Source organism: Caulobacter sp. ErkDOM-C (assembly GCF_048541825.1).
In the GTDB taxonomy this organism is placed as follows: Bacteria; Pseudomonadota; Alphaproteobacteria; order Caulobacterales; family Caulobacteraceae; genus Caulobacter.
The window spans coordinates 2,798,526-2,818,296 of record NZ_CP183332.1 but is presented as its reverse complement, the minus strand read 5'-3'; the positions used below and the strand labels follow the sequence as shown (position 1 = coordinate 2,818,296).

17 protein-coding genes are annotated in these 19,771 nt (G+C 67.2%); 10 read left to right on the top strand and 7 right to left on the bottom strand.

From position 1 onward, the window contains the following. Window positions 1–12: 12 nt before the first annotated feature. The 4 genes from ACN2C8_RS13645 to ACN2C8_RS13630 all read left to right on the top strand — a co-directional run bounded on the left by ACN2C8_RS13645 (window position 13) and on the right by ACN2C8_RS13630 (window position 3,994). Window positions 13–375 carry a phage holin family protein gene (locus ACN2C8_RS13645; RefSeq protein WP_419252364.1) on the top strand — a complete coding sequence of 121 codons (363 nt, stop codon included), beginning with the start codon at window positions 13–15 and terminating at the stop codon, window positions 373–375. 102 nt (window positions 376–477) lie between these two features. Next, a complete protein-coding gene (locus ACN2C8_RS13640) occupies window positions 478–1,008 on the top strand; it encodes a VOC family protein (protein ID WP_419252362.1) in 531 nt (176 codons plus the stop codon). A gap of 1 nt (window position 1,009) precedes the next feature. Beyond that, window positions 1,010–1,660: a carboxymuconolactone decarboxylase family protein gene (locus tag ACN2C8_RS13635; RefSeq protein WP_419252361.1), complete on the top strand. Its 651-nt coding sequence runs from the start codon at window positions 1,010–1,012 to the stop codon at window positions 1,658–1,660. A gap of 120 nt (window positions 1,661–1,780) precedes the next feature. Next, window positions 1,781–3,994 (top strand): putative bifunctional diguanylate cyclase/phosphodiesterase, encoded by a 2,214-nt coding sequence (locus ACN2C8_RS13630; protein ID WP_419252359.1) that lies wholly within the window; start codon window positions 1,781–1,783, stop codon window positions 3,992–3,994. 192 nt (window positions 3,995–4,186) lie between these two features. Here ACN2C8_RS13630 and ACN2C8_RS13625 read toward each other — a convergent pair whose 3' ends face one another. The 4 genes from ACN2C8_RS13625 to ACN2C8_RS13610 form a co-directional block, all read right to left on the bottom strand. Further along, window positions 4,187–5,212: a beta-eliminating lyase-related protein gene (locus ACN2C8_RS13625; protein ID WP_419252357.1), complete on the bottom strand. Its 1,026-nt coding sequence runs from the start codon at window positions 5,210–5,212 to the stop codon at window positions 4,187–4,189. Next, window positions 5,212–5,619: a GFA family protein gene (locus tag ACN2C8_RS13620; protein ID WP_419252355.1), complete on the bottom strand. Its 408-nt coding sequence runs from the start codon at window positions 5,617–5,619 to the stop codon at window positions 5,212–5,214. Before ACN2C8_RS13620 ends, ACN2C8_RS13625 begins: the two co-directional genes overlap by 1 nt. Window positions 5,620–5,641: 22 nt before the next feature. After that, a complete protein-coding gene (locus tag ACN2C8_RS13615; protein ID WP_419252354.1) occupies window positions 5,642–6,793 on the bottom strand; it encodes an alpha/beta fold hydrolase in 1,152 nt (383 codons plus the stop codon). A 103-nt stretch (window positions 6,794–6,896) separates the two neighbouring features. Next, a complete protein-coding gene (locus tag ACN2C8_RS13610; protein ID WP_419252353.1) occupies window positions 6,897–7,796 on the bottom strand; it encodes an EamA family transporter in 900 nt (299 codons plus the stop codon). A 207-nt stretch (window positions 7,797–8,003) separates the two neighbouring features. Here ACN2C8_RS13610 and ACN2C8_RS13605 point away from each other — a divergent pair, with 207 nt between their 5' ends. Further along, window positions 8,004–8,864, top strand: a complete 861-nt coding sequence (locus tag ACN2C8_RS13605) for a sulfotransferase (RefSeq protein ID WP_419252351.1) — start codon at window positions 8,004–8,006, stop codon at window positions 8,862–8,864. Window positions 8,865–8,958: 94 nt separating this feature from the next. Here ACN2C8_RS13605 and ACN2C8_RS13600 read toward each other — a convergent pair whose 3' ends face one another. After that, complete coding sequence (locus ACN2C8_RS13600; RefSeq protein ID WP_419252349.1) at window positions 8,959–9,564, bottom strand: TetR/AcrR family transcriptional regulator; 606 nt, start codon at window positions 9,562–9,564, stop codon at window positions 8,959–8,961. Between the two features lie 91 nt (window positions 9,565–9,655). Between ACN2C8_RS13600 and ACN2C8_RS13595 the strand changes: the two genes are divergently transcribed. Next, complete coding sequence (locus ACN2C8_RS13595) at window positions 9,656–11,041, top strand: carotenoid oxygenase family protein (protein ID WP_419252347.1); 1,386 nt, start codon at window positions 9,656–9,658, stop codon at window positions 11,039–11,041. Between the two features lie 197 nt (window positions 11,042–11,238). Continuing rightward, entirely contained in the window at window positions 11,239–12,294 is a 1,056-nt protein-coding gene (locus tag ACN2C8_RS13590; protein ID WP_419252345.1) for a DUF2855 family protein, read from the top strand. Between the two features lie 176 nt (window positions 12,295–12,470). On the opposite strand, the gene ACN2C8_RS13585 is transcribed toward ACN2C8_RS13590, so the two are convergent. Continuing rightward, complete coding sequence (locus ACN2C8_RS13585; protein ID WP_419252343.1) at window positions 12,471–13,358, bottom strand: alpha/beta hydrolase family protein; 888 nt, start codon at window positions 13,356–13,358, stop codon at window positions 12,471–12,473. Between the two features lie 338 nt (window positions 13,359–13,696). Then, the gene (gene secA / locus ACN2C8_RS13580; protein ID WP_419252341.1) at window positions 13,697–16,546 is read right to left on the bottom strand and encodes a preprotein translocase subunit SecA; all 2,850 of its coding nucleotides are present in this window, start codon (window positions 16,544–16,546) and stop codon (window positions 13,697–13,699) included. Window positions 16,547–16,849: 303 nt separating this feature from the next. Here secA and ACN2C8_RS13575 point away from each other — a divergent pair, with 303 nt between their 5' ends. The 3 genes from ACN2C8_RS13575 to ACN2C8_RS13565 are packed head-to-tail and all read left to right on the top strand — an operon-like array spanning window position 16,850 to window position 19,750. Further along, window positions 16,850–17,836 carry a peptidylprolyl isomerase gene (locus tag ACN2C8_RS13575; RefSeq protein WP_419252340.1) on the top strand — a complete coding sequence of 329 codons (987 nt, stop codon included), beginning with the start codon at window positions 16,850–16,852 and terminating at the stop codon, window positions 17,834–17,836. Between the two features lie 13 nt (window positions 17,837–17,849). Further along, a complete protein-coding gene (gene argJ, locus ACN2C8_RS13570) occupies window positions 17,850–19,277 on the top strand; it encodes a bifunctional glutamate N-acetyltransferase/amino-acid acetyltransferase ArgJ (protein WP_419252338.1) in 1,428 nt (475 codons plus the stop codon). 2 nt (window positions 19,278–19,279) lie between these two features. Continuing rightward, window positions 19,280–19,750: a hypothetical protein gene (locus ACN2C8_RS13565; RefSeq protein WP_419252336.1), complete on the top strand. Its 471-nt coding sequence runs from the start codon at window positions 19,280–19,282 to the stop codon at window positions 19,748–19,750. The last annotated feature ends 21 nt before the right edge of the window (window positions 19,751–19,771 follow it).

The following is a 19,771-nucleotide window of genomic DNA, read 5'->3' as shown; positions in this document are numbered from 1 at the left end:
GGCAGAGTCGCGATGGTCCGTTTTGTCTTTCGAGTGCTGTTCGCCGCCCTGGGCCTGTGGCTGGCCGATCGCCTGCTGGGCGGCATCTCGTCCGACGGCTGGCCGACCCTGATCCTGGCCGGCCTGCTGCTGGGGCTGGTCAATGCGGTGGTCAAGCCGGTGGTGGTGCTGCTGACCTTCCCGATCACCATCCTCAGCCTTGGCCTGTTCCTGTTTGTGGTCAACGCCGCCATGCTGGGCCTGGTCGCCTGGCTGCTGGACGGGCTGGTGGTCAATGGCCTGGTGGCCGGGGTGCTGGGCTCGATCATCGTCGGCGTGGTCAGCTGGGCGGGCCAGGTGATGATCGGCGATGGCAAGGGCCGCGACGAGGCCTGAGGACCTGCCCCAACGGAAAGCTGCCCCGCGCGCCCAACTTGATCTAACCTTCCTGGACAGACGCGGCGGCCATGGGACCGGCGCGCGGGAGGAGCGCTCACGATGAGCATTGCCGGCGTCAACCATCTGGCCCTGGTCTGCCGCGACATGGCGGAGACCACCCGGTTCTACACCCAGGTCCTGGGCATGCCCCTGATCAAGACCGTGCAGCTGCCGGACGGCGGCCAGCACTTCTTCTTCGACTGTGGCGGCGGCTCCAGCCTGGCCTTCTTCTGGTGGGCCGACGGTCCGCCGGCCGCGCCGGGGATCGCGTCGGTGAAGGCGTTTCCGCTTGAGAGCCGCACCGCCGTCGGCTCGATGAACCACATCGCCTTCAACGTGCCGGAAGACGAGCTCGAGACCTGGCGCCAGCGCCTGGTCGACGCCGGGGTCGAGACCTTCCCGATGGTGGTCAATCACGACGACAGCGAGATGGGCGTGGCGCGAAAGAACCACGACGGCGTCTTTGTGCGCTCGGTCTATTTCACCGACCCCAACGGCATCATGATGGAGCTGGCCGCCTTCACCCGGCCGTTCACGCCCGCCGATGTGCGCCACGAGCCCGGCTCGGTCCGCGTTCCGGCGGAGGTCTGAGATGCCGCGCCTGCGCGAGGTTCCCCGCGCCGAGGTGACCGATCCCAGGGTCCTGGCCCTGTACGACCAGCTGTTTGGCGCCCGCGATCCGGTGAGCGAGCCCGGCACCGCCACGGGCACGCGCGGCGACTGGTGGACGGTGTTCGCGGCCAGCCCCGATGTGCTGCTGCACGCGGCGCGCGGCTTTGGCCTGTATCGCGATCCGGCTCGCAGGATCGATCCGGTGCTGCGCGAACTGGCCCAGACGCGGGCCGGCTGGACGCGGGGCAGCCAGTTCGTGTTCTCCCAGCACTGCAAGTCGCTACGGGGACTGGGGGTCAGTGACGACAAGATCGCCGCCGTGCCGGCCTGGCAGGTCTCGGACGTGTTCGACGCCCGGGAGCGCGCGGTGCTGGCCTATGCCGACGCCCTGGTGCTGGACGGCGGGCGCGTGGCCGACGGCGTGTTCGAAGCGCTGAAGACCTTCCTGGACGACGAGCAGATCCTGGAGCTGACCTACATCACCTGCCTCTACGAGATGCACGCCGTGATGAGCCGGGCCCTGCGGCTGGAGTTCGACGATCGTCCCGAGGCGGTGGTCGAGGTCGCCGCGCCGACAGGCTTCGCGGCGCGGGACTTCATGGATACGGGGTCGGCGGACAAGTCACGGTAAACGCAGCCGAAAACACTGTGACAGCGGCATGAAGTTTTCGCGAAACCCGGCCCTAAAGTACCCAAATTAGGGCGCCGTTAGCGCGGCCATGGTTCCTACGACTCCAGTGGAGGCGTAATCATGTTCACGTTGCGAGATACCGTTTCTTCTCTGGCCCCGGCGCGACGCGACGATGTGGGCAAGGTGCTCTATGAGCGGTTCCGCGAGGAGCCCGACACGCTGATCATTCCGGTGCTCGATGACGAGGACCGCCCGATCGGCCTGGTCGAGCGCAACGCCTTCTTCCTGCGCATGGCGGCCGAATATGGCCGCGCCCTGTACGCCAACCGCCCGATCTCGGCCCTGATGGATGTCGAGCCCCTGGTGGTCGACGCCGACACCCCCCTGGCCGAGTTCACCAGCGACAGCCTGTCCTATCGCGCCTCGGACCTTCTGCGCGGCTTTATCGTCACTGATGGCGGCCGCTACCTGGGCGTGGGCACGGTGCTGGCCCTGCTGCAGGCCGCCAACGAGTCCAACCGTCGCGGCGTGGCGGCCCTGGCTGCGGCCAAGGCCGACGCCGAACGCGCCCAGACCTTCATGACCGCCGTGGTCGAGGCCATGCCCTCGATGGTCTTCGTCAAGCGCGCCGACGATCACCGCTATGTGCTGCTCAACCGGGCCGGCGAGAAGACCCTGGGCTTTTCACGGGCCGAAATGATCGGTCGCACCGACGCCGAGTTCTTCACGCCCGAGCAGGCGGCCATCTACGCCCAGCGCGACCGCGAGGTGGTTGAGTCAGGCGAGGTGCGGGTAATCGAGGAAGATCTGGTGCCGCGCAAGGATGGCTCGATGGCCATTCTCCGCACCAAGAAGATCGCCATCAACGACGTCGACGGCCGTCCCGAATACCTGCTTGGCGTCTCCGAAGACATCGCCGACCGCAAGCGCGCCGAGGCCCAGATCGCCCGCCTGGCCCACTATGACCCCCTGACCGAACTGCCCAACCGCGTGCTGTTCCAGAAGGACCTGGCCGAGGCCCTGGCCCGCCGCAGCCGTACGGGCGACCAGCTGGCCGTGCACTTCATCGACCTGGACCGCTTCAAGACCGTCAATGACACCCTGGGCCATCCGCTGGGCGACGCCCTGCTGCGCATCGCCGCTGAACGCCTGCGAGGCTGCGTACGCGAAGGCGATACCGTGGCCCGCTTGGGCGGCGATGAGTTCGCCGTGGTCCAGACGGGGCTCTCCGATCTGACCGGGGCGACCCGGCTGGCTGAGCGGGTGGTTGCGGCGATGGCTGCGCCGTTCGACCTGCAGGGCCATCAGGTGATGATCGGGGCCAGTGTCGGGGTCTCGGCCGCGCCCTCCGACGGTGACGACGCTGACGAACTGCTGAAGAAGGCCGACATGGCCCTCTATCGCGCCAAGGCCGACGGCCGCGGGGCCTTCCACTTCTTTGAGCGGGCCATGGACGAGCAGCTTCAGGCGCGCCGGGCCCTGGAACTGGACCTGCGCCGCGCCCTGGTGGCCGGCGAGTTCGAGCTCTATTACCAGCCGCTGTACCATCTGGGCGATGACCGGGTGACGGGCTGCGAGGCGCTGCTGCGCTGGAACCATCCCGATCGCGGCATGGTCTCGCCGGCCGACTTCATTCCCATCGCCGAGGAGATCGGCCTGATCGTCCAGCTGGGCGAGTGGGTGCTGCGCGAGGCCTGCGCCGAAGCCGCCACCTGGCCTGACCATGTGCGGCTGGCGGTCAATCTGTCCCCCGCCCAGTTCCGCGACCGCGCCCTGGTGAGCACCGTGGTCTCGGCCCTCGCCACGTCGGGCCTGCCGGCGCAGCGGCTGGAGTTGGAGATCACCGAGTCGGTGCTTCTGCAGGACAACGCCGCCAACATGACCATGCTGCACGACCTCAAGGCCCTGGGCGTGCGCATCTCGATGGACGACTTCGGCACGGGCTACAGCTCGCTCAGCTATCTGCGCAGCTTCCCGTTCGACAAGATCAAGATCGACCAGACCTTCGTCCGCGACATCCTGGAAGACAGCGACGCCATGGCCATCATCAAGGCCGTGCTCGACCTGGGCGCCAGCCTGGGCATCGTGACCACGGCCGAGGGCGTCGAGACGGTGGAACAGCTCAACGCCCTGCGCGACCAGGGCTGCGCCGAGATCCAGGGCTATTTCATCAGCCGGCCCGCGCCGGCCAGCGAGATCGCGCGCATGCTGGGCGTCGAGGCGCGCGATCTGCGCGTGCCGGCAGGCCGCCATGCCGTGCTGACCTTCGCTCAGAAGGAGGCTCCGGCCGTGAAGTCGCGCGCCAAGAGCGGCGTGCGAAGGGCGAAAGCCTAGACGCGCTAGGGTCAGACTTCCGCGCCTGGCCGCCTTTCTGGCCCAACTGCGCCGCGATCCAGAGCGTCCGACGAAGATCCTCCCCTTCTGGGGGAGGTGGCCCGGAGGGCCGGAGGGGGCCAGCTCGGCTTAAGCCGTATTAGCCCTCTCAGTCGCTCCGCGACAGCTCCCCCAGACGGGGAGCATCTAAGATCAGGCTATCCGCTTCAAGGCCGCGCCCAGGTCCTCGACCATCTCCGGCGTCGTGGCCCAGGAGCACATGAAGCGGGCCGTGCCGTCCAGGAAGCGATAGACGAACCAGCCCTCGCCGCGCAGGCGCTCCAGAGCCGGCTCGTCCATGTCGACAAAGACGCCGTTGGCCTCGACCGGATGGCGGACAGGGAAGGGCATCAGGGCCGCCAGCTTGAGGGCCATGGCGTTGGCGTGCGCCGCCCGCGCTGCCCAGGGTCCGCCATCGTTGGCCTCACCCAGCAGGCCCAACCACGGGGCGGCCAGGAACCGGCCCTTGCTGACCAGCTGGCCGGCGTGTTTGAGGCGAGCGTCCAGCCGCCGGGCGTGATCGGGATTGAGGAACACCACGGCCTCGGTCGGGGTTGAGCCGGCTTTCGTGCCGCCCATCACCAGAATGTCGACGCCCATCTTCGCCACCGACTTTAGGTCAAAGCCCGCCGCCACCGCATTGGCCAGCCGCGCGCCGTCGAGGTGGACGCCATAGCCCCTGGCCTTCACCGGCGCGATCAGGCTGGCTAGATGAGCCTCGTCATAGACCGTGCCGTACTCGGTGGCGGTGGTCAGGGACAGGGCGGCGGCCGGTTGGTTGTAGGACACTTCGGGCCGCGCCAAAGCCGTCTCCAGCGCCGCAAGCTCGATCCGCCCCGAGGCGCCGGCCAGGCCGATCAAGCCGACGCCCTGGCCGAAGAAACCGGGCGCGCCGGTCTCGTCGGTGCAGATGTGAGCATGCTCGTGGGCCAGCACCGCCTCGTGCGGCTGGGCCAGGACCGTCAGGGCGAAGGCGTTGGCCGCCGTGCCCGAGGCCGTGAAGCGCACCGTCGCGTCGGCGTCCAGCAGGGCGCGGATGCGGTCGGCGGCGGCGGCGCTGACATGGTCGGTTCCATAACCCGAGGCCGTGCCCGCATTGGCGGCGACCAGCGCCTCGATCACCTCGGGCATGGCGCCGGCGACATTGTCGGAGGCGAAGTCGTAGCGGGCTGCGGTCATCAGAACGGCGGACTCTCTGGAAAGCCGGGCGTGGCGGGGTCGATGACATGCCACGGCGGCGCCGAGCGGGTCCAGATGCGCACGCCAGGCTTGAGATCGGCGGAGTCGTCCAGCCCGCCCAGTTTCACGGCCAGGAACGGCGCGCCGATGTCCGACAGCAGGGGCGTGCCACAGTCCGGGCAGAACACCCGCCCGACATTGGCGCCGCTGCCGCCCGGCCGGTCATACCGTTTGGGCGCGCCCTCCACGAACCGCACGCTGTCGCGCGGGGCCATGGCGATGAAGTTGGGACCGCCGCCCGAGGCGTACTGGCAGTCCCTGCAGTGGCAGACGGCGACGCCCATGAACTCGGCGTCGATCTCGTAGCGAATGGCGCCGCACAGACAGCCGCCGGTCTTGAGAGTCATCAGAGGTCTCCGGTTTCAGGGGTCAGGCCTGGCGGGCCCAGGCGCGTACATCTTCGACGAACAGCTCAGGCTCTTCCATCGCCGCGAAGTGGCCGCCGCGCGGCATCTCGGTCCAGCGCTGGATGTTGTAGGCCCGGTCGCACCAGGAGCGCGGCGGGGCCTGATACAGCACCTCGCCGGGGAAGTTGGCGAAGGCGGTGGGCGTTTCGCATCGGGTCCCGGCCGGCAGGGTGACGCCGCCTTCCTCCATGACGCCGCGATAGTACCAGGCGGCCGTCGTGAAGCTGCCGGTCATCACATAGAGCATGATGTTGGTCAGCAGCTTGTCGGGGCTGAACACCGTCTCGAAGGGCTTGCCGGAAAGATCGGCCCAGTCGTGGAAGCGCTCCAGGATCCAGGCGGCCTGGCCGACGGGATTATTGGCCCCCATCCAGGCCAGGGACTGGGGCTTGGAGACCTGCAGGCGCAGATAGGCGCCCATCATGTCCATGGCGAAGGCGGTGCGCTGGATCCAGGCGATCTCGGCCTCGCCCTGGGGCGCGCCGTGCGGGCGAAAGCCGATCATGTTCAGGTGGATGGCCTTGACGTGCGCCGCGTGGTCCAGCCCCAGCCATGAGGTGACCAGCCCGCCCCAGTCGCCGCCCTGGGCCAGGTAGCGCTCATAGCCGAGCTCTTGCGTCATCAGGCTGTTGAACAGTCTTGCCGTGGCCCGCTGGCCGATCGGGGCCTTGGGCTTTCCCGAAAAGCCAAAGCCCGGCAGGGACGGGATCACCAGATCAAAGGCGTCGGCCGGATCGCCGCCGAACCGCGAGGGGAAGGCCAGGGGCTCGATGGCGTCCCAGAACTCGAAATGGCTTCCGGGCCAGCCGTGGGTCAGCAGCAGGGGCCGCTTGCCCTGGGCTTCACCGACCACGTGCACGAAGTGGATGTCCAGGTCCTCGACCCTGGCGGTGAACTGCGGATAGCGGTTGAGGGTCTCCTGCGCCTTGGCCACATCGAACCCGTCGGCCCAATAGGCGGTCAGCCGCTTGAGGGTGTCGGCGTCGCAGCCATGGTTCCAGCCGCCGCCCGCGAAGGTCCCCTCGGGCGCGACGGGGAACTCATAGGCCCGGATCTGGTCGCGGACCTTGTCGATGGCCTGCGGGCTCCACTCGACCTTGAACGGCGTGGCCATGGCGTCCTCCCTGTTTTGCGGAGAGGGTCAGGCGGGTGACGTGGGGGAGGTCAACCCCAACCTCCGCTATCCCCGGCGGAAGCCGGGGATAGCGGAGGTGTTGCTAGGCCTTCACCACCCCAAACCGTCCCCGCACCTTCGGCCACAGCATGTTCACCGCCAGCCCCGTCAGCACCAGGGCGGCGGCGCCAAGCTTCCAGGCGGGCAGGGCTTCACCCAGCATCAGGGCGGAGGCGCCCATGCCAAACACCGGGATCATCAGGGCCATCGGGGAGATGGTGGCGGCCGGATAGCGGGCCAGCAGCCAGCCCCAGGCGGCATAGCCGAACATGGTGTTGCCCACCGCCTGCCACAGCACCGCCAGCCAGGTCAGAGCGTCGGCATTGCGCACACCCGCGACCATGGCGCTCCAGCCTTCCAGCCACAGCGACATCACAAACAGCGGCGGGATCGAGAACAGGCTGGCCCAGACCACATAGCCCAGCATGTTCACGCTGCCGGCCTGACGGGCGACGATATTGCCGCCTGACCAGCCAGCGGCGGCCAGCAGCACCAGCCCGACGCCCAGAGGCGTCGCCGAGCCGCCGCCGTGGGCGGCGATCAGCACGATGCCCGAAGCGGCCAGCAGCAGGGCCACGACCTGAAACGGCTGGACCTTCTCGCCGTTGATCTTCATGGCCATGCCGATAGTGAAGAACACCTGGGTCTGCACGACCAGCGAGGCGAGCCCCGGCGAGATATGACCCTTCATGGCCAGGAACAGCATCCCGAACTGTCCGGCCCCGATCAGCACGCCATAGGCGGCAAGGTTGCGCCACGGCACGTCCGGCCGCTTGACGAAGAAGGCCATGGGCAGCAGCACCAGGGTGAACCGCAGGGTGGCGAACAGCAGGGGCGGCAGGTGATCCAGCCCCACGCGAATGACCACGAAATTGGTGCCCCACACCGCCACCACGGCCAGGGCCAGCAGGATGTGGCGCAGAGGCAGGGGCGCAGCGGTCATGGAGCGGTCCGATCAGGCTTGGCTCTGTTGCGCCTGAGCGCTCGCGAGCTTGGCTACAAGGCCAGGGTGGTTTCAGGCCAGCAGAAATGGCTAACACGCTACTGCACACCCACTAGCCGGTGCGGGGAAGGCTCAATCCTCTAACGAAGTTCAACTTTCCGCCGAACCGACGGTCGACTATGAACCCTGATCGGGGGCGACAGATCTATGAAGACATTCCTGCTCGGCGTCGGCTGTCAAAAAGGCGGTACGACCTGGCTCTATGATTATCTTCGCGGCCATCCCGCTGTGCGGACGGGCCATGGCAAAGAGTATCATGTGCTTGACTGTCTGTTCCTGCCCCAGATGTCGGGCCTGTTGTCAGCCACACGTAGCAAAATCAACGAGTTGGACCGTCGGCCTAAGCTCGATCCTGCAGCCCAACGCACGCGGAAATATCTTCAGGATCGTCTCGATTTTGTGGCCAACCCGGATGCCTATTTCGATCACTTTGTCAGGATTCTGCAGGGTTCGCCGGACGGCAGCGTGACCTGCGATATTACGCCCAGCTATGCTGCCCTACCCGAGGAGGCTTATCGCCTGGTCAGGGATCAGTTGCGGCTCAGGGGGTTTGGCGTCAAAATCGTGTTTCTGATGCGTGACCCGGTCAGTCGCATCTATTCGCACCTTCGAATGCTGCGTTCCCGCTCGGCTGAGCGCCGGAAATCCGTCACTGAGGTCGAGGATGTCCTCAAGCACTACGATTCCTGGGACTTCGAAGTGCGAACGCGATACCAGGACACCATTTTGAAACTCGAACGGGTGTTTCCAGCCGAAGATATACTCTATTTATTCTATGAAGAGCTGTTCACAGACGTCTCGATCGGGGCGCTGTGCAGCCATCTGGGTCTGGCCCAGACGCCGGCGGAACTCAGCAAGATCGTCAACGCCTCGCCCGCTGGGGCAGGCGTGCCAGACGCCGCCCATCGCCGCATTCGGGACCACTACCAGGAAACCTATGACTTTGTGGCCGAACGCTTTTCGGCCGAGCGGGTGGGCCGGCTGTGGGCTGCGTCGCCAGGGCGGTGAGCAACCGTTTGACTTGAGTGTCCCAAACCGCGACCCCGGCCGGCAAAAGATGGCGCAAGAGCAAGGGCGCAGCCGGAGCGCGGAACGGGCGGGATCAGGGCTCCGGCAGCCCCAGTCCGCGCAGCAGGGTGGCAAACATCTGGCGTCGCAGGGTCTGGGGATCGATCGTCGGGGCCAGCTTGCCGGTGATCTGCAGCATCAGCATGCCGTGCAGCACAGACCAGAACATGTGGCCGATCATCTCGGCGTCGCCCTCCAGCAGGCCGGCCTGGATCATGCCCTCGACGTGGGTGGTCATGGTCCGCCGGGCCCGGGCCACAGCCGCCTGCAGGTCAGGATAGTCGGCCTCGGTCGGCTGGTTGAGGTCGAACATCAGGCGGTAGGCCTGGGGCTGGGCGAGGGCAAACTCGATATAGGCCATGCCGGCCTGGCGTGACTGTTCCATCGGGTCGCCCGCCGGCCCCATCCCGGCTTCGAGGGCCTCGGCGAAGCGGGTGAAGGCGGCGGCCCGCACGGCGGCGAGGATGGCGTCCTTGTCCTGGAAATAGCGATAGGGCGTCATCGGGCTGACCCCCATGGCGGTGGCCAGCTCGCGCATGGTCACCGCCTCGGGGCCGCGTTCGGCGAACAGGGCCTCGGCGGCCACGCACAGGCGGCGACGAAAATCTTCGACGTCTTCGGAAGACAGGACGCGGGGCACTGACGAATCTCTGTTGACGAACTCATTTTCTTACAACATAAATTTACAGCGTAAACAACAAACCCTTTTCACGGCAGCCCGGAGACCGACCATGGATGGCGACGTTCGCATCAACCCCTATCTGACCGGCAACTTCGCGCCGGTGCGCAGCGAGGATGATTTTGAGCTGGTGGTGGAGGGTGTCCTGCCTCCCGGCCTGACGGGCACGCTGTACCGCAACGGGCCCAATCCGCAGTTCGAGCCGCGCGACGGCAATTATCACTGGTTCGTCGGCGACGGCATGCTGCACGCCTTCACGATCAAGGATGGTCGAGTGAGCTACAAGAACCGCTGGGTGAAGACGCCCAAGTGGCAGACGGAGCACGAGGCTGGCCAGGCCCTGTGGGGCAGCTGGGGCAATCCTATGACCTCGGATCCTTCGGTGATCGGCCGCACTGACGGCGCGGTGGCCAACACCAATGTCGTCCAGCATGCCGGCAAGCTGATGGCGCTCGTTGAGAGCAACGCGCCCTTCACGGTCAGCCAGGGCGACATGGAGCCTGAGGGCTTCGCCGACTTCGGCGGCAAGGTCACGGCCCACCCCAAGACCTGCCCGATCACCGGCGAGATGGTGTTCTTCGCCTATGCCGACGATCCGATGCCGCTGTCGAACAAGGTCAGCTGGGGCGTGGCCGACGCGGCCGGAAAGCTCGTGAAGCGAGAGACTTTTGAGGCCCCCTATTGCTCGATGATCCACGACTTCGCGGTCACCCGCGACCACGTGGTGATCCCGGTCCTGCCCCTGACCGGCAGCCTGCAGCGGGCCATGGCCGGCCAGCCGGTCTTCGCCTGGGAGCCGGAAAAGGGCGGCCAGCTGGCGGTGATGCGTCGCGACCAGGGCGTGGCCAATCTGCGCTGGATCGAGGCCCCCAAGGGCTATGTCTTCCACGTGATGAACGCTTTCGATGAGGGCGAGACCATCATCGTCGACGTGATGCGCTACGCTTCGGCGCCGCTGTTCCCCAATGCCGACGGCTCGCGCGGCGAGAACGCGGCGGCCTATCTGGTGCGCTGGACGATCGACCTGGCCAACGGGTCGGTGACCGAGACCGCCCTCGACGACCTGGCCGGCGAGTTCCCGCGCTTCGACGAGCGTCTGGCGGGCCTGCCCTATCGCCATGGCTGGTTCGTCGGCCAGAGCCTCAAGCCTGGCGACTTCCGCACCAACATCATCGCCCATATCGACCTGGAGATCGGCGTGCGGACCGACTGGACCGTGCCGGCAGGCGACGCGATCTCCGAAGCGGTGTTCACGCCCGCGTCGCCGGACGCGCCGGAAGGTGAGGGCTGGCTGACGGCGGTGGTCTATCGCGGCCAGTTGAACGTCAGCGAGTTGGTGGTGCTGGACGCGATGAACGTCGCGGCGGGTCCGGTGGCGAGCGCCAGCCTGCCCAGGCGCGTGCCGTTCGGGTTCCACGGGAATTGGGTGAACGCCTAGGGTCCTTCTCCCCCTGCGGGAGAAGGTGTCGCCGTCAGGCGACGGATGAGGGGTCGCGCGGACGGGTCAGGTAAGACCCCTCATCCGTCCGCTTCGCGGCCACCTTCTCCCGCAAGGGGAGAAGGAAGGCGAACAAGTGTTTGACTTGATCGCGGAAGCTCCTGTTACCTCACCCCAACAACCAAGGGAGCGCCGCCATGGCCTGGGATTTTCTGGTCGCCAAGACCGACCTGAGACAGACACAGTTCCAGCCCGCGACGCCCCCGGCCCTGGCCGAGGGCGAGGTCCGGCTGGCCGTCGACAGCTTTGCCCTGACCGCCAACAACATCACCTATGCCGTGTTCGGCGAGGCGATGCGTTACTGGGACTTCTTCCCGGCCGCCGAGGGTTTCGGCCGCGTCCCGGTCTGGGGCTTTGCGACGGTCGAGGCGTCGAGCCATCCCGACATCGCCGTGGGTCAGCGCTTCTACGGCTACTATCCGATGTCGAGCCATCTGACGGTGCAGCCTCGCAAGACGCGCGGCGGGTTCGCCGACGCCGCGGCGCACCGCCAGCATCTGGCGGCGGTCTATAATCAGTACACGGCGGTTGAGGCCGAGGATGGAACCGAGGCGCTGCGGTCCCTGCTGCAGCCGCTGTTCATCACCGGCTTCCTGATCGACGACTTCCTGGACGAGCACGCCATGTTCGGCGCCGGGTCGATCATCCTGTCCAGCGCCTCGTCCAAGACCGCCATCGGCCTGGCCTTCCTGCTTAAGCAGCGGGGCGGGGCCAAGGTGGTGGGCCTGACCTCGGCGCGCAATGTCGCCTTTGTCGAGGCCCTGGGCTTCTACGACCAGGTCGTGACCTATGACGACGTCCCCACGGCGCCGATCGCCACCCCGGCGGTGTTTGTCGACTTCGCGGGTGACGCCGGCGTGCTGGGCGCGGTACACCGCCGGTTCGGCGAGGACCTGGCCTATTCCTGCCTGGTCGGTGGTACGCACTGGGAGGCCGAGCGCGGCGCGGGCGATCTGCCCGGTCCCAAGCCGATCCTGTTCTTCGCCCCCGACCGCGTGAAAAAGCGCCAGGAAGACTGGGGCCCCGGCGGCTTCGAGACCCGCTATGGCGCGGCCTGGAGCGCCTTCGTCGCCGACGCGGCGCGCTGGCTGAAGGTCGAGACCGGTCAGGGCCAGGACGCCATCGCGGCGACCTATCTGGCGGTGCTGGAAGGCCGCGCGGGGCCGGAGACCGGGTGTGTGGTGCGACCCTAGTCTTCCAAAATAGCACCGTCATTCCCGCCTTTGTGGCGGGAACCCCTGGTTCAGCTCACACGTGAAGCGCTAGCGAAGTGCGCGCGCACTTCGCCCCTTCTGCACCTGCGGCGGAGAGAGGGGTTCCCGCCACGAGGGCGGGAATGACGGTGGAAAAAGGGGAAGCTTGCGGAAGCTTATCTGCCCGCCATCCGGTCAATCACCCCCACAACCCGTACCCACGCCGCCGAGGTCGGGTCGATCAGCTCGAAGTGTCCGGCGTCGGCAATCGTGATCTCTTCCACCCGGTCGCCCGCCGTTTTGGCCCTGGCCGCGAAGTCGACGCCGAAGGCCGGCGGCACGATCGGGTCGAGCGCGCCGGAGATCACCGCCAGCGGCGTCCGGATTGGCAGAAAGGCCGGCGGCGAGGTGTCGGCATAGCGGTCAGGCAGCGCTGCGCCGGCCGTCAGCTGGTCGATGATCTCGGGCCCGCCGCAGGCGTCGGGCCCCGTCGCGCGATAGGCGGCCAGGTCATTGATGCCGGCCAGACTGACCGCGCCGCGGATCTTCAGCGGCTTGCCAATCCGCAGGGGGCTGGCCTTGGGCAGGCGATCGCGGCCCGCCGCCCAGGTGGTCAGGTGTCCGCCGGCCGAGTGCCCCGCCACGACCACGCGCTTGAGGTCCAGATGATGCTGCGGCGCCAGGGCGCGCAGCTTGTCCAGGCCCTGGGCCACGTCGACGAAGGTGCCCGGATAGCCGCCGCCCGGCTCGCCCAGCCGGCGATAGCCCAGGTTCCACACTGCATAGCCGCGCGCCTGCAGGTCCCTGGCCATATAGGCCATCAGCTCGACGCTGGGATATTTCGCCTGCCAGCAGCCGCCATGGATCAGCACCACCACCGGATGCTTGCCGGGCCCCTGAGGCAGCCACAGGTCGCCGAACTGCTCAGGCTCGGCGCCATAGGGAATGTGGGCGGTGGGCTGGGCGCGCGGCATGTCCAGCAACTGCCGGAAGGTCTTGGGCGCGGCGGCGGCGGGACCGGCCGCGATCAGGACGAGGGCGGCGGCGAGAGCGGCGAGGCGCATGGAGAGTCTTTCGTCGAACGTGGAGCCCCATAGCTAGCCCCGCGCCGACACAACGCGTCAACAGGGCGCGTCAATGGGTCAGGCGGCGCGCGGCGGAGCTGTGATGCTGGTCATTGCGGCATAGGTGGCGGAGTCGCTAGCCTTCTCCCTTCCCCCTTGATGGGGGAAGGGCCGGGGATGGGGGTGATGCGGCGGGTCAGCCGGCAAGGGCCTCGATCCAGCTGAACGGCCCAGTCACCCCCACCCAACCCTCCCCCATCAAGGGGGAGGGCTCAAGACAACGCCCGCCCTGGTTTCCCGGGGCGGGCGCTTCATAACTCGGACTCAGAGCCTGATCGCTAGACCAGCGACCCGTGGCACTGCTTGAACTTCTTGCCGGAGCCGCAGGGGCAGGCGCCGTTGCGGCTGGTGTTCTGCCAGCCTTCCGGCAGCACCGAGACCGGCAGGGCCTCGCGTTGCTGGGGCGACAGACCCTCGGGCAGGGCGCCGGCCGTGGCGATGTTCTCGCCGGTCAGCGGGTCCATGTGGACCTCGATCAGGTTTTCCGGGCTGTGCAGCGGTTCCGGCTCGGCATAGGCGATCTCGACCGTCATCAGCCAGCGGGTGGTGTTGGTGCGCAGGTCGCCCAGCAGCTTTTCGAACAGGCTGAAGGCTTCGGTCTTGTACTCGTTGAGCGGATCGCGCTGGCCGTAGCCGCGCAGGCCGATGACGTTGCGCAGGTGGTCCAGGTGCATCAGGTGCTCGCGCCACTGCAGATCGATCATCTGCAGCAGGAAGCTCTTTTCGACCGAGCGCATCTGCTCGGGCGTGATGATTTCTTCGCGCTGGGCGGCGTAGTCGTCGGCGGCCTTGGTCAGACGCTCGCGCATCTCCTCGTCGGCGATGCCTTCCTCGGCGGCCCACTCGGCGAGCGGCAGGTCCAGGCCCAGGATCGACTTGACCCGCTCGGTCAGGCCCTCGATGTCCCACTGTTCGGCATAGGCCTTGGGCGGCAGGTGGCGCAGGACCAGGTCATCGACCACGTCGCGACGCATCTCGTGGATGATGTCGGACAGGTCGGTCGACTCCATGAACTCCTGGCGCTGCTCGAACACGGCCTTGCGCTGGTCGTTGACGACGTCGTCGTACTTCAGGAGGTTCTTGCGGATCTCGTAGTTGCGCTGCTCGACGCGCTTCTGGGCGGTGGCGATGGCGTTGTTGAGCCACTTGTGGGTGATCGCCTCGCCTTCCTGGACGCCGAAGGTGCGCATGATCGCGTCCAGACGTTCGCCGGCGAAGATGCGCAGCAGGTCGTCTTCGCACGACAGGAAGAACTTCGAACGGCCCGGGTCGCCCTGACGGCCGGTTCGGCCGCGCAGCTGGTTGTCGATGCGGCGGCTTTCATGGCGCTCGGTGCCCAGCACGAACAGGCCGCCGGCGGCCAGGGCCTTGGCCTTGGACTCGGCGATGTCGGCTTCGATCTCGGCGCGCATGGCCAGTTCGTCGGCGGGCAGCGGGGTGATGCCCAGGCCCCTTTGCTGCTGGCGCCAGCTGGCCAGACGCATGTCGAGATTGCCGCCCAGCTGAATGTCGGTGCCGCGACCGGCCATGTTGGTGGCGATGGTCACCGCGCCCGGCGCGCCGGCGTCGGCGACGATGCCAGCTTCCTGCTCGTGGAAGCGGGCGTTCAGCACCTGGTGGGGAATGCCCTTGCCGGTCTTGTAGACGATGTCGAAGGCGTCATCGCCGATCTTGGCCAGTTCCTTGTCGTCCTTGCCAGCGTGCTCGGTTTTCGGAGCCCGCGACATCTCGACCTTGTAGGCATAGGCCGACAGAAGCTTGGACAACTCTTCTGACTTCTCGATCGACACGGTGCCGACCAGGATCGGCTGGCCGCGCGCATGGCAGTCGGCGATCTGTATCAGGATCGAGTCGTTCTTCTCGCGCTCGGTGCGATAGACCTCATCGTCGTCGTCGATGCGCATCACCGGACGGTTGGTCGGGATTTCGCTGACGCCCATCTTGTAGATGTCGTCGAATTCCTGCGCCTCGGTCGAGGCCGTGCCGGTCATGCCCGACAGCTTGGTGTAGAGGCGGAAATAGTTCTGGATGGTCACCGAGGCCAGGGTCTGGTTCTCGGGCTGGATGTCGGCGCCTTCCTTGGCCTCGATGGCCTGGTGCAGACCTTCCGACAGCCGGCGACCGGTCATCATGCGACCGGTGAACTCGTCGATCAGAACGACCTCGTCGCCCTTGACGATATAGTCCTTGTCGCGCGTGTAGAGCACGTTGGCGCGCAGGGCCTGGTTGACATGGTGGACCAGCGAGATGTTGGCGGCGTCGTACAGACCGGCGGTGTCCTCGGCCAGGTGGCCGCCTGACATCAGGACTTCTTCGATGCGCTCCTGGCCGTCCTCGGTGAGGATGACCTGCTTCTGCTTCTCGTCGTGATCGTAGTTGGTCTTGTCCTTGATGAGCTCCTTCACCAGGACGTCGATGGTCTTGTACAGGCTGCTGCGGTCCTCGGTCGGACCCGAGATGATCAGCGGCGTGCGGGCTTCGTCGATCAGGATCGAGTCGACCTCGTCGACGATCACGAAGTGGTGGCCGCGCTGGACCATTTCCTCGACGCTGTAGACCAAGTTGTCGCGCAGATAGTCGAAGCCGAATTCGTTGTTGGTGCCGTAGGTGATGTCGCTGCGATAGGCGCGCTGACGGTCACCCTGGCTGAGGCCGTTGACGATCACGCCATAGCTCAGGCCCAGGAAGTTGTAGATCTGGCCCATCCACTCGGCGTCGCGCTTGGCCAGGTAGTCGTTGACGGTAATGACGTGAACGCCCTTGCCGGCCAGGGCATTGAGATAGGTGGGCAGGGTGGCGACCAGGGTCTTGCCTTCACCCGTGCGCATTTCCGAGATGCCGCCGAAGTGCAGCACCATGCCGCCGACCAGCTGGACGTCGAAGTGGCGCATGCCCAGCGCCCGCTTGGAGGCCTCGCGCACCACGGCGAAGGCCTCGTGCAGGATGTCGTCGAGGGTTTCGCCCTTCTCGAGGCGCGCCTTGAACTCGTCGGTCTTGGCCTTCAGCGCCTCGTCGGACAGTGCGGCATAGTCCGCTTCATAGGCGTTGATCTTCGCCACACGGGCGGTCAGCGTCTTGACCTTGCGGTCGTTGGAAGAGCCGAAGAGCTTTTTGGCGAAGCCGAGCATGAAGTCGAAATTCCGATGAAGTGTTAGGCGCTGTGGGCGTTGGGGATCGCGCAAGGTCATTACCAAGCCCGACTATTCCGGCCCTTACGGCGCGCGGGAGACTTAAGCAGCGACCCTGCCAGTGTCAACGCGAGGCCCCCTTATAGAGCATGGTAAAGGCGAAGGTTTCCGGCCTTTACCGCGTTTGGTTGTCCCGCCGGCTCGCTTTGGCGAAAAGCGGCCCGCGGGATAGGCCGGAGTTGCATTCCCCTGCGGCCGAAACCACGCTAGAGCCGGTCGCTAAGGTGTTTCGGAGATCCGTCCTTGATCAAGTTCCGCCACAGCCGCGTTTGGGCCGTTCTCGCCGTCACGGTCATTCTGGCCGCTTGCGGCCAGGACAAGAGCGCCGAGAAGCCGCCGGAGCCGGGCGACACCGCCGTGGCCCGCGTCAACGGGCACAATGTCTGGGCGTCCGACGTCAAGCGCGAGGCCGTGGCCCAGGGCCTGATCAGCGAGGGCGAGCCGCTGGATATCTCCAGCGACGTGTTCCGCCAGCGCCTCGACGAGGTGGTCGACCAGAAGCTGCTGGCCGCCGAGGCCCTCAAGCGCAAGCTGGACAAGGACCCCGTGGCCCAGCGCCGCCTGGCCGCCGCGCGTGAGCGCATCCTGGGCGACATGCTGGTCGAGAGCGTGGTCGAAAAGGCCGTCAATGAAGACGCCATTCGCCGCCTCTATGCCGAGCAGCAGAAGCTGTCCAAGCGCTCCGAGGAAATCCGCGCCCGCCAGATCCTGGTCGCCACCCAGGCCGAGGCCGACAGCATCAAGAAGCTTCTGGCCACCGGCGCCTCGTTCGACGCCCTGGCCATGGAGCGCTCGACCGACCAGGCCACGCGCTTCAACGGCGGCGACCTGGGCTATTTCACCGTCGATGTGATGCCCGAAGCCTATGCCGCGCCCCTGAAGGCCGCCCAGAAGGGCCAGCTGGTCGGGCCGTTCGCCACCGAGGGCGGCTGGGCGATCCTGCGCGTCGAGGACAAGCGCATGGAAGAGCCGATCACGCTCGAGGCGGCCCGTCCGCAGATCGTGCGCTTCCTGACCTATGATCAGGTCCGCGACCTGCTGGAAAAGCTGCGCGGCGGCGCCAAGGTCGATATGTTGGCCAGCAAGACCCAGGACGTGCCCGGCGCGCCCGAGGAGCCGGCGTCGGCCCCGCCGGTGGAGCTGCAAGGCTCGGCCCCGGCCTCCGCGCCCCCGGCGGCTTCGCCCGCTTCGCCCGCTTCGCCCACTCCGGCGCCCGCGAAGAAGAACTAGTCGAGACGACCCTATGCCCTCCAAGACCGAAAAGACGCTCGCCAAGTCCGCCGCCGAAGCCGACGCCGCCACGCCGGGCGCTGTCGAGCGCGTGGGCCAGAGCCTGGAACGGGCCCTGGATCCCCTGACCTCGGCCCTGAAGCGGGCCACGCGCCGTCGCGGCGACAAGCCGGCCGCCAAGGCGGCGCCTGCGCCGGGCAAGCCCGGTCTGACGATCTCGCCCCTGGCCGTGCCGTTCCCGCATATCCCGCCGATCGCCGGCGTCGAGATCGCCACCGGCCGCGCGGGCTTCTACAAGCACGAGCGCGAGGACATGCTGCTGATGCGCTTTGCCGAGGGCACCAGCGCGGCGGGCGTGTTCACCCGTCATGGCGTCGGTTCGGCCCCGGTCGACTGGTGCAAGCGCCAGCTCACCGCCACCGGCGGCGCCGACGTACGGGCTCTGGTGGTCAATGCCGGCTGCGCCAACAGCTTCACGGGCAAGCCGGGCGCCGACGCGGTGCGCCGGGTGGCCACGGCTGTGGGCAAGCGCTTCGACTGCCGCCAGCGCGACGTGATGATGGCCTCGACAGGCGTGATCGGGGTGATCCTCGACGACGCCAAGATCACCGCCCGCCTGGCCGAGGTCGAGACCCGCCTGACGGCCGATGCCTGGTCGCAGGCCGCCCAGGCGATCATGACCACCGACACCTTCCCGAAAGGCGCGTTCGCCACCGCCCTGATCGACGGGCACGAGGTCAAGATCGCTGGCATCACCAAGGGCTCGGGCATGATCGCGCCCGACATGGCGACCATGCTGGCCTTCGTGGCCACCGACGCGGCCATCGCGCCGGCGGCCCTGCAGACCCTGGTCAGCCTCTATACCCGCACCACCTTCAACAGCGTCACGGTGGACGGCGACCGCTCGACCAACGACACCCTGCTGCTGTTCGCCACCGGCCAGTCGACCGCGCCCAAGATCCACCGGGCCGGCGATCGCCGCCTGGCCGACTTCCGTGAAAAGCTCGACGCCCTGCTGCTGGATCTGGCCCAGCAGCTGGTGCGCGACGGCGAGGGGGCGACCAAGTTCGTCCGCGTTACCGTCAACGGCGCCGAGAGCCCGGCCAGCGCCCGCAAGATCGCCCGCACCATCGCCGAGAGCCCGCTGGTCAAGACCGCCTTCGCCGGCGAGGACGCCAACTGGGGCCGCATCGCCATGGCCATCGGCCGGGCCGACGAGCCTGTGGCCCGCGAGCGCATCAGCATCAAGTTCGGCGACCTCTATGCGGCCCGCGACGGTCTGGTCTCGCCCGACTATGACGAGGCGGCGATGAGCGCCTACGTCAAGAAGCCCGAGTTCGAGGTCACCGTCGATGTGGGCGTCGGCAAGGGCTCGGCCACGGTCTGGACCTGCGACCTGACCAAGCAGTATGTGGCGATCAACGGCGACTATCGGTCCTGACCATGGCCAGCGAGCCCCATCCCATCGACCTGGACGCCGTCGCTTCGGCTTGCCGCGAAGCCGGCTACCTTGTCAGCGAGATCGACAACGGCCTGGAGGTCTCCGGCGCCGACGACGGCGGGGCCTTCTATCTGTTCCCCGAGAACGACTGGCTGCAGGTCCGCTGCCAGGTGCTGGACCCCCAGGATCTGGACCAGGCCCGCGACCTGACCGCCCTGTTCGAGACCATCGCCCGCGCCCAGTTTCGCCTGATCGGCTGCCGCTTCGGCTTCGACGTCCTGACCGGCCTGTGGTTGATCGAGGACTGCTATCCGGGCTTCGAGCCTGATGGCGTGCCGGCCGTTCTGGAGCAGTTGGCCTTCGTCTGGGGCTCGTTGCAGAACGTCCTCGACACCGCCCTGACAGGCGAAGTTCCCAATGACGACGCGCTGGACGCGGCGTTCGAGCTGGAAGCGGTTTCGCCGCCGAACTAGGGCGGAACCTCTAGGCCGGAA

What these genes read in the sequence shown, in the direction of transcription:
- secA (WP_419252341.1), bottom strand. Translation starts at nt 16,546, where the DNA reads ATGCTCGGCTTCGCCAAAAAGCTCTTCGGCTCTTCCAACGACCGCAAG.
- ACN2C8_RS13630 (WP_419252359.1), top strand. Translation starts at nt 1,781, where the DNA reads ATGTTCACGTTGCGAGATACCGTTTCTTCTCTGGCCCCGGCGCGACGC.
- ACN2C8_RS13605 (WP_419252351.1), top strand. Translation starts at nt 8,004, where the DNA reads ATGAAGACATTCCTGCTCGGCGTCGGCTGTCAAAAAGGCGGTACGACC.
- ACN2C8_RS13610 (WP_419252353.1), bottom strand. Translation starts at nt 7,796, where the DNA reads ATGACCGCTGCGCCCCTGCCTCTGCGCCACATCCTGCTGGCCCTGGCC.
- ACN2C8_RS13645 (WP_419252364.1), top strand. Translation starts at nt 13, where the DNA reads ATGGTCCGTTTTGTCTTTCGAGTGCTGTTCGCCGCCCTGGGCCTGTGG.
- ACN2C8_RS13590 (WP_419252345.1), top strand. Translation starts at nt 11,239, where the DNA reads ATGGCCTGGGATTTTCTGGTCGCCAAGACCGACCTGAGACAGACACAG.
- ACN2C8_RS13635 (WP_419252361.1), top strand. Translation starts at nt 1,010, where the DNA reads ATGCCGCGCCTGCGCGAGGTTCCCCGCGCCGAGGTGACCGATCCCAGG.
- ACN2C8_RS13625 (WP_419252357.1), bottom strand. Translation starts at nt 5,212, where the DNA reads ATGACCGCAGCCCGCTACGACTTCGCCTCCGACAATGTCGCCGGCGCC.
- ACN2C8_RS13595 (WP_419252347.1), top strand. Translation starts at nt 9,656, where the DNA reads ATGGATGGCGACGTTCGCATCAACCCCTATCTGACCGGCAACTTCGCG.
- ACN2C8_RS13565 (WP_419252336.1), top strand. Translation starts at nt 19,280, where the DNA reads ATGGCCAGCGAGCCCCATCCCATCGACCTGGACGCCGTCGCTTCGGCT.
- argJ (WP_419252338.1), top strand. Translation starts at nt 17,850, where the DNA reads ATGCCCTCCAAGACCGAAAAGACGCTCGCCAAGTCCGCCGCCGAAGCC.
- ACN2C8_RS13640 (WP_419252362.1), top strand. Translation starts at nt 478, where the DNA reads ATGAGCATTGCCGGCGTCAACCATCTGGCCCTGGTCTGCCGCGACATG.
- ACN2C8_RS13585 (WP_419252343.1), bottom strand. Translation starts at nt 13,358, where the DNA reads ATGCGCCTCGCCGCTCTCGCCGCCGCCCTCGTCCTGATCGCGGCCGGT.
- ACN2C8_RS13620 (WP_419252355.1), bottom strand. Translation starts at nt 5,619, where the DNA reads ATGACTCTCAAGACCGGCGGCTGTCTGTGCGGCGCCATTCGCTACGAG.
- ACN2C8_RS13615 (WP_419252354.1), bottom strand. Translation starts at nt 6,793, where the DNA reads ATGGCCACGCCGTTCAAGGTCGAGTGGAGCCCGCAGGCCATCGACAAG.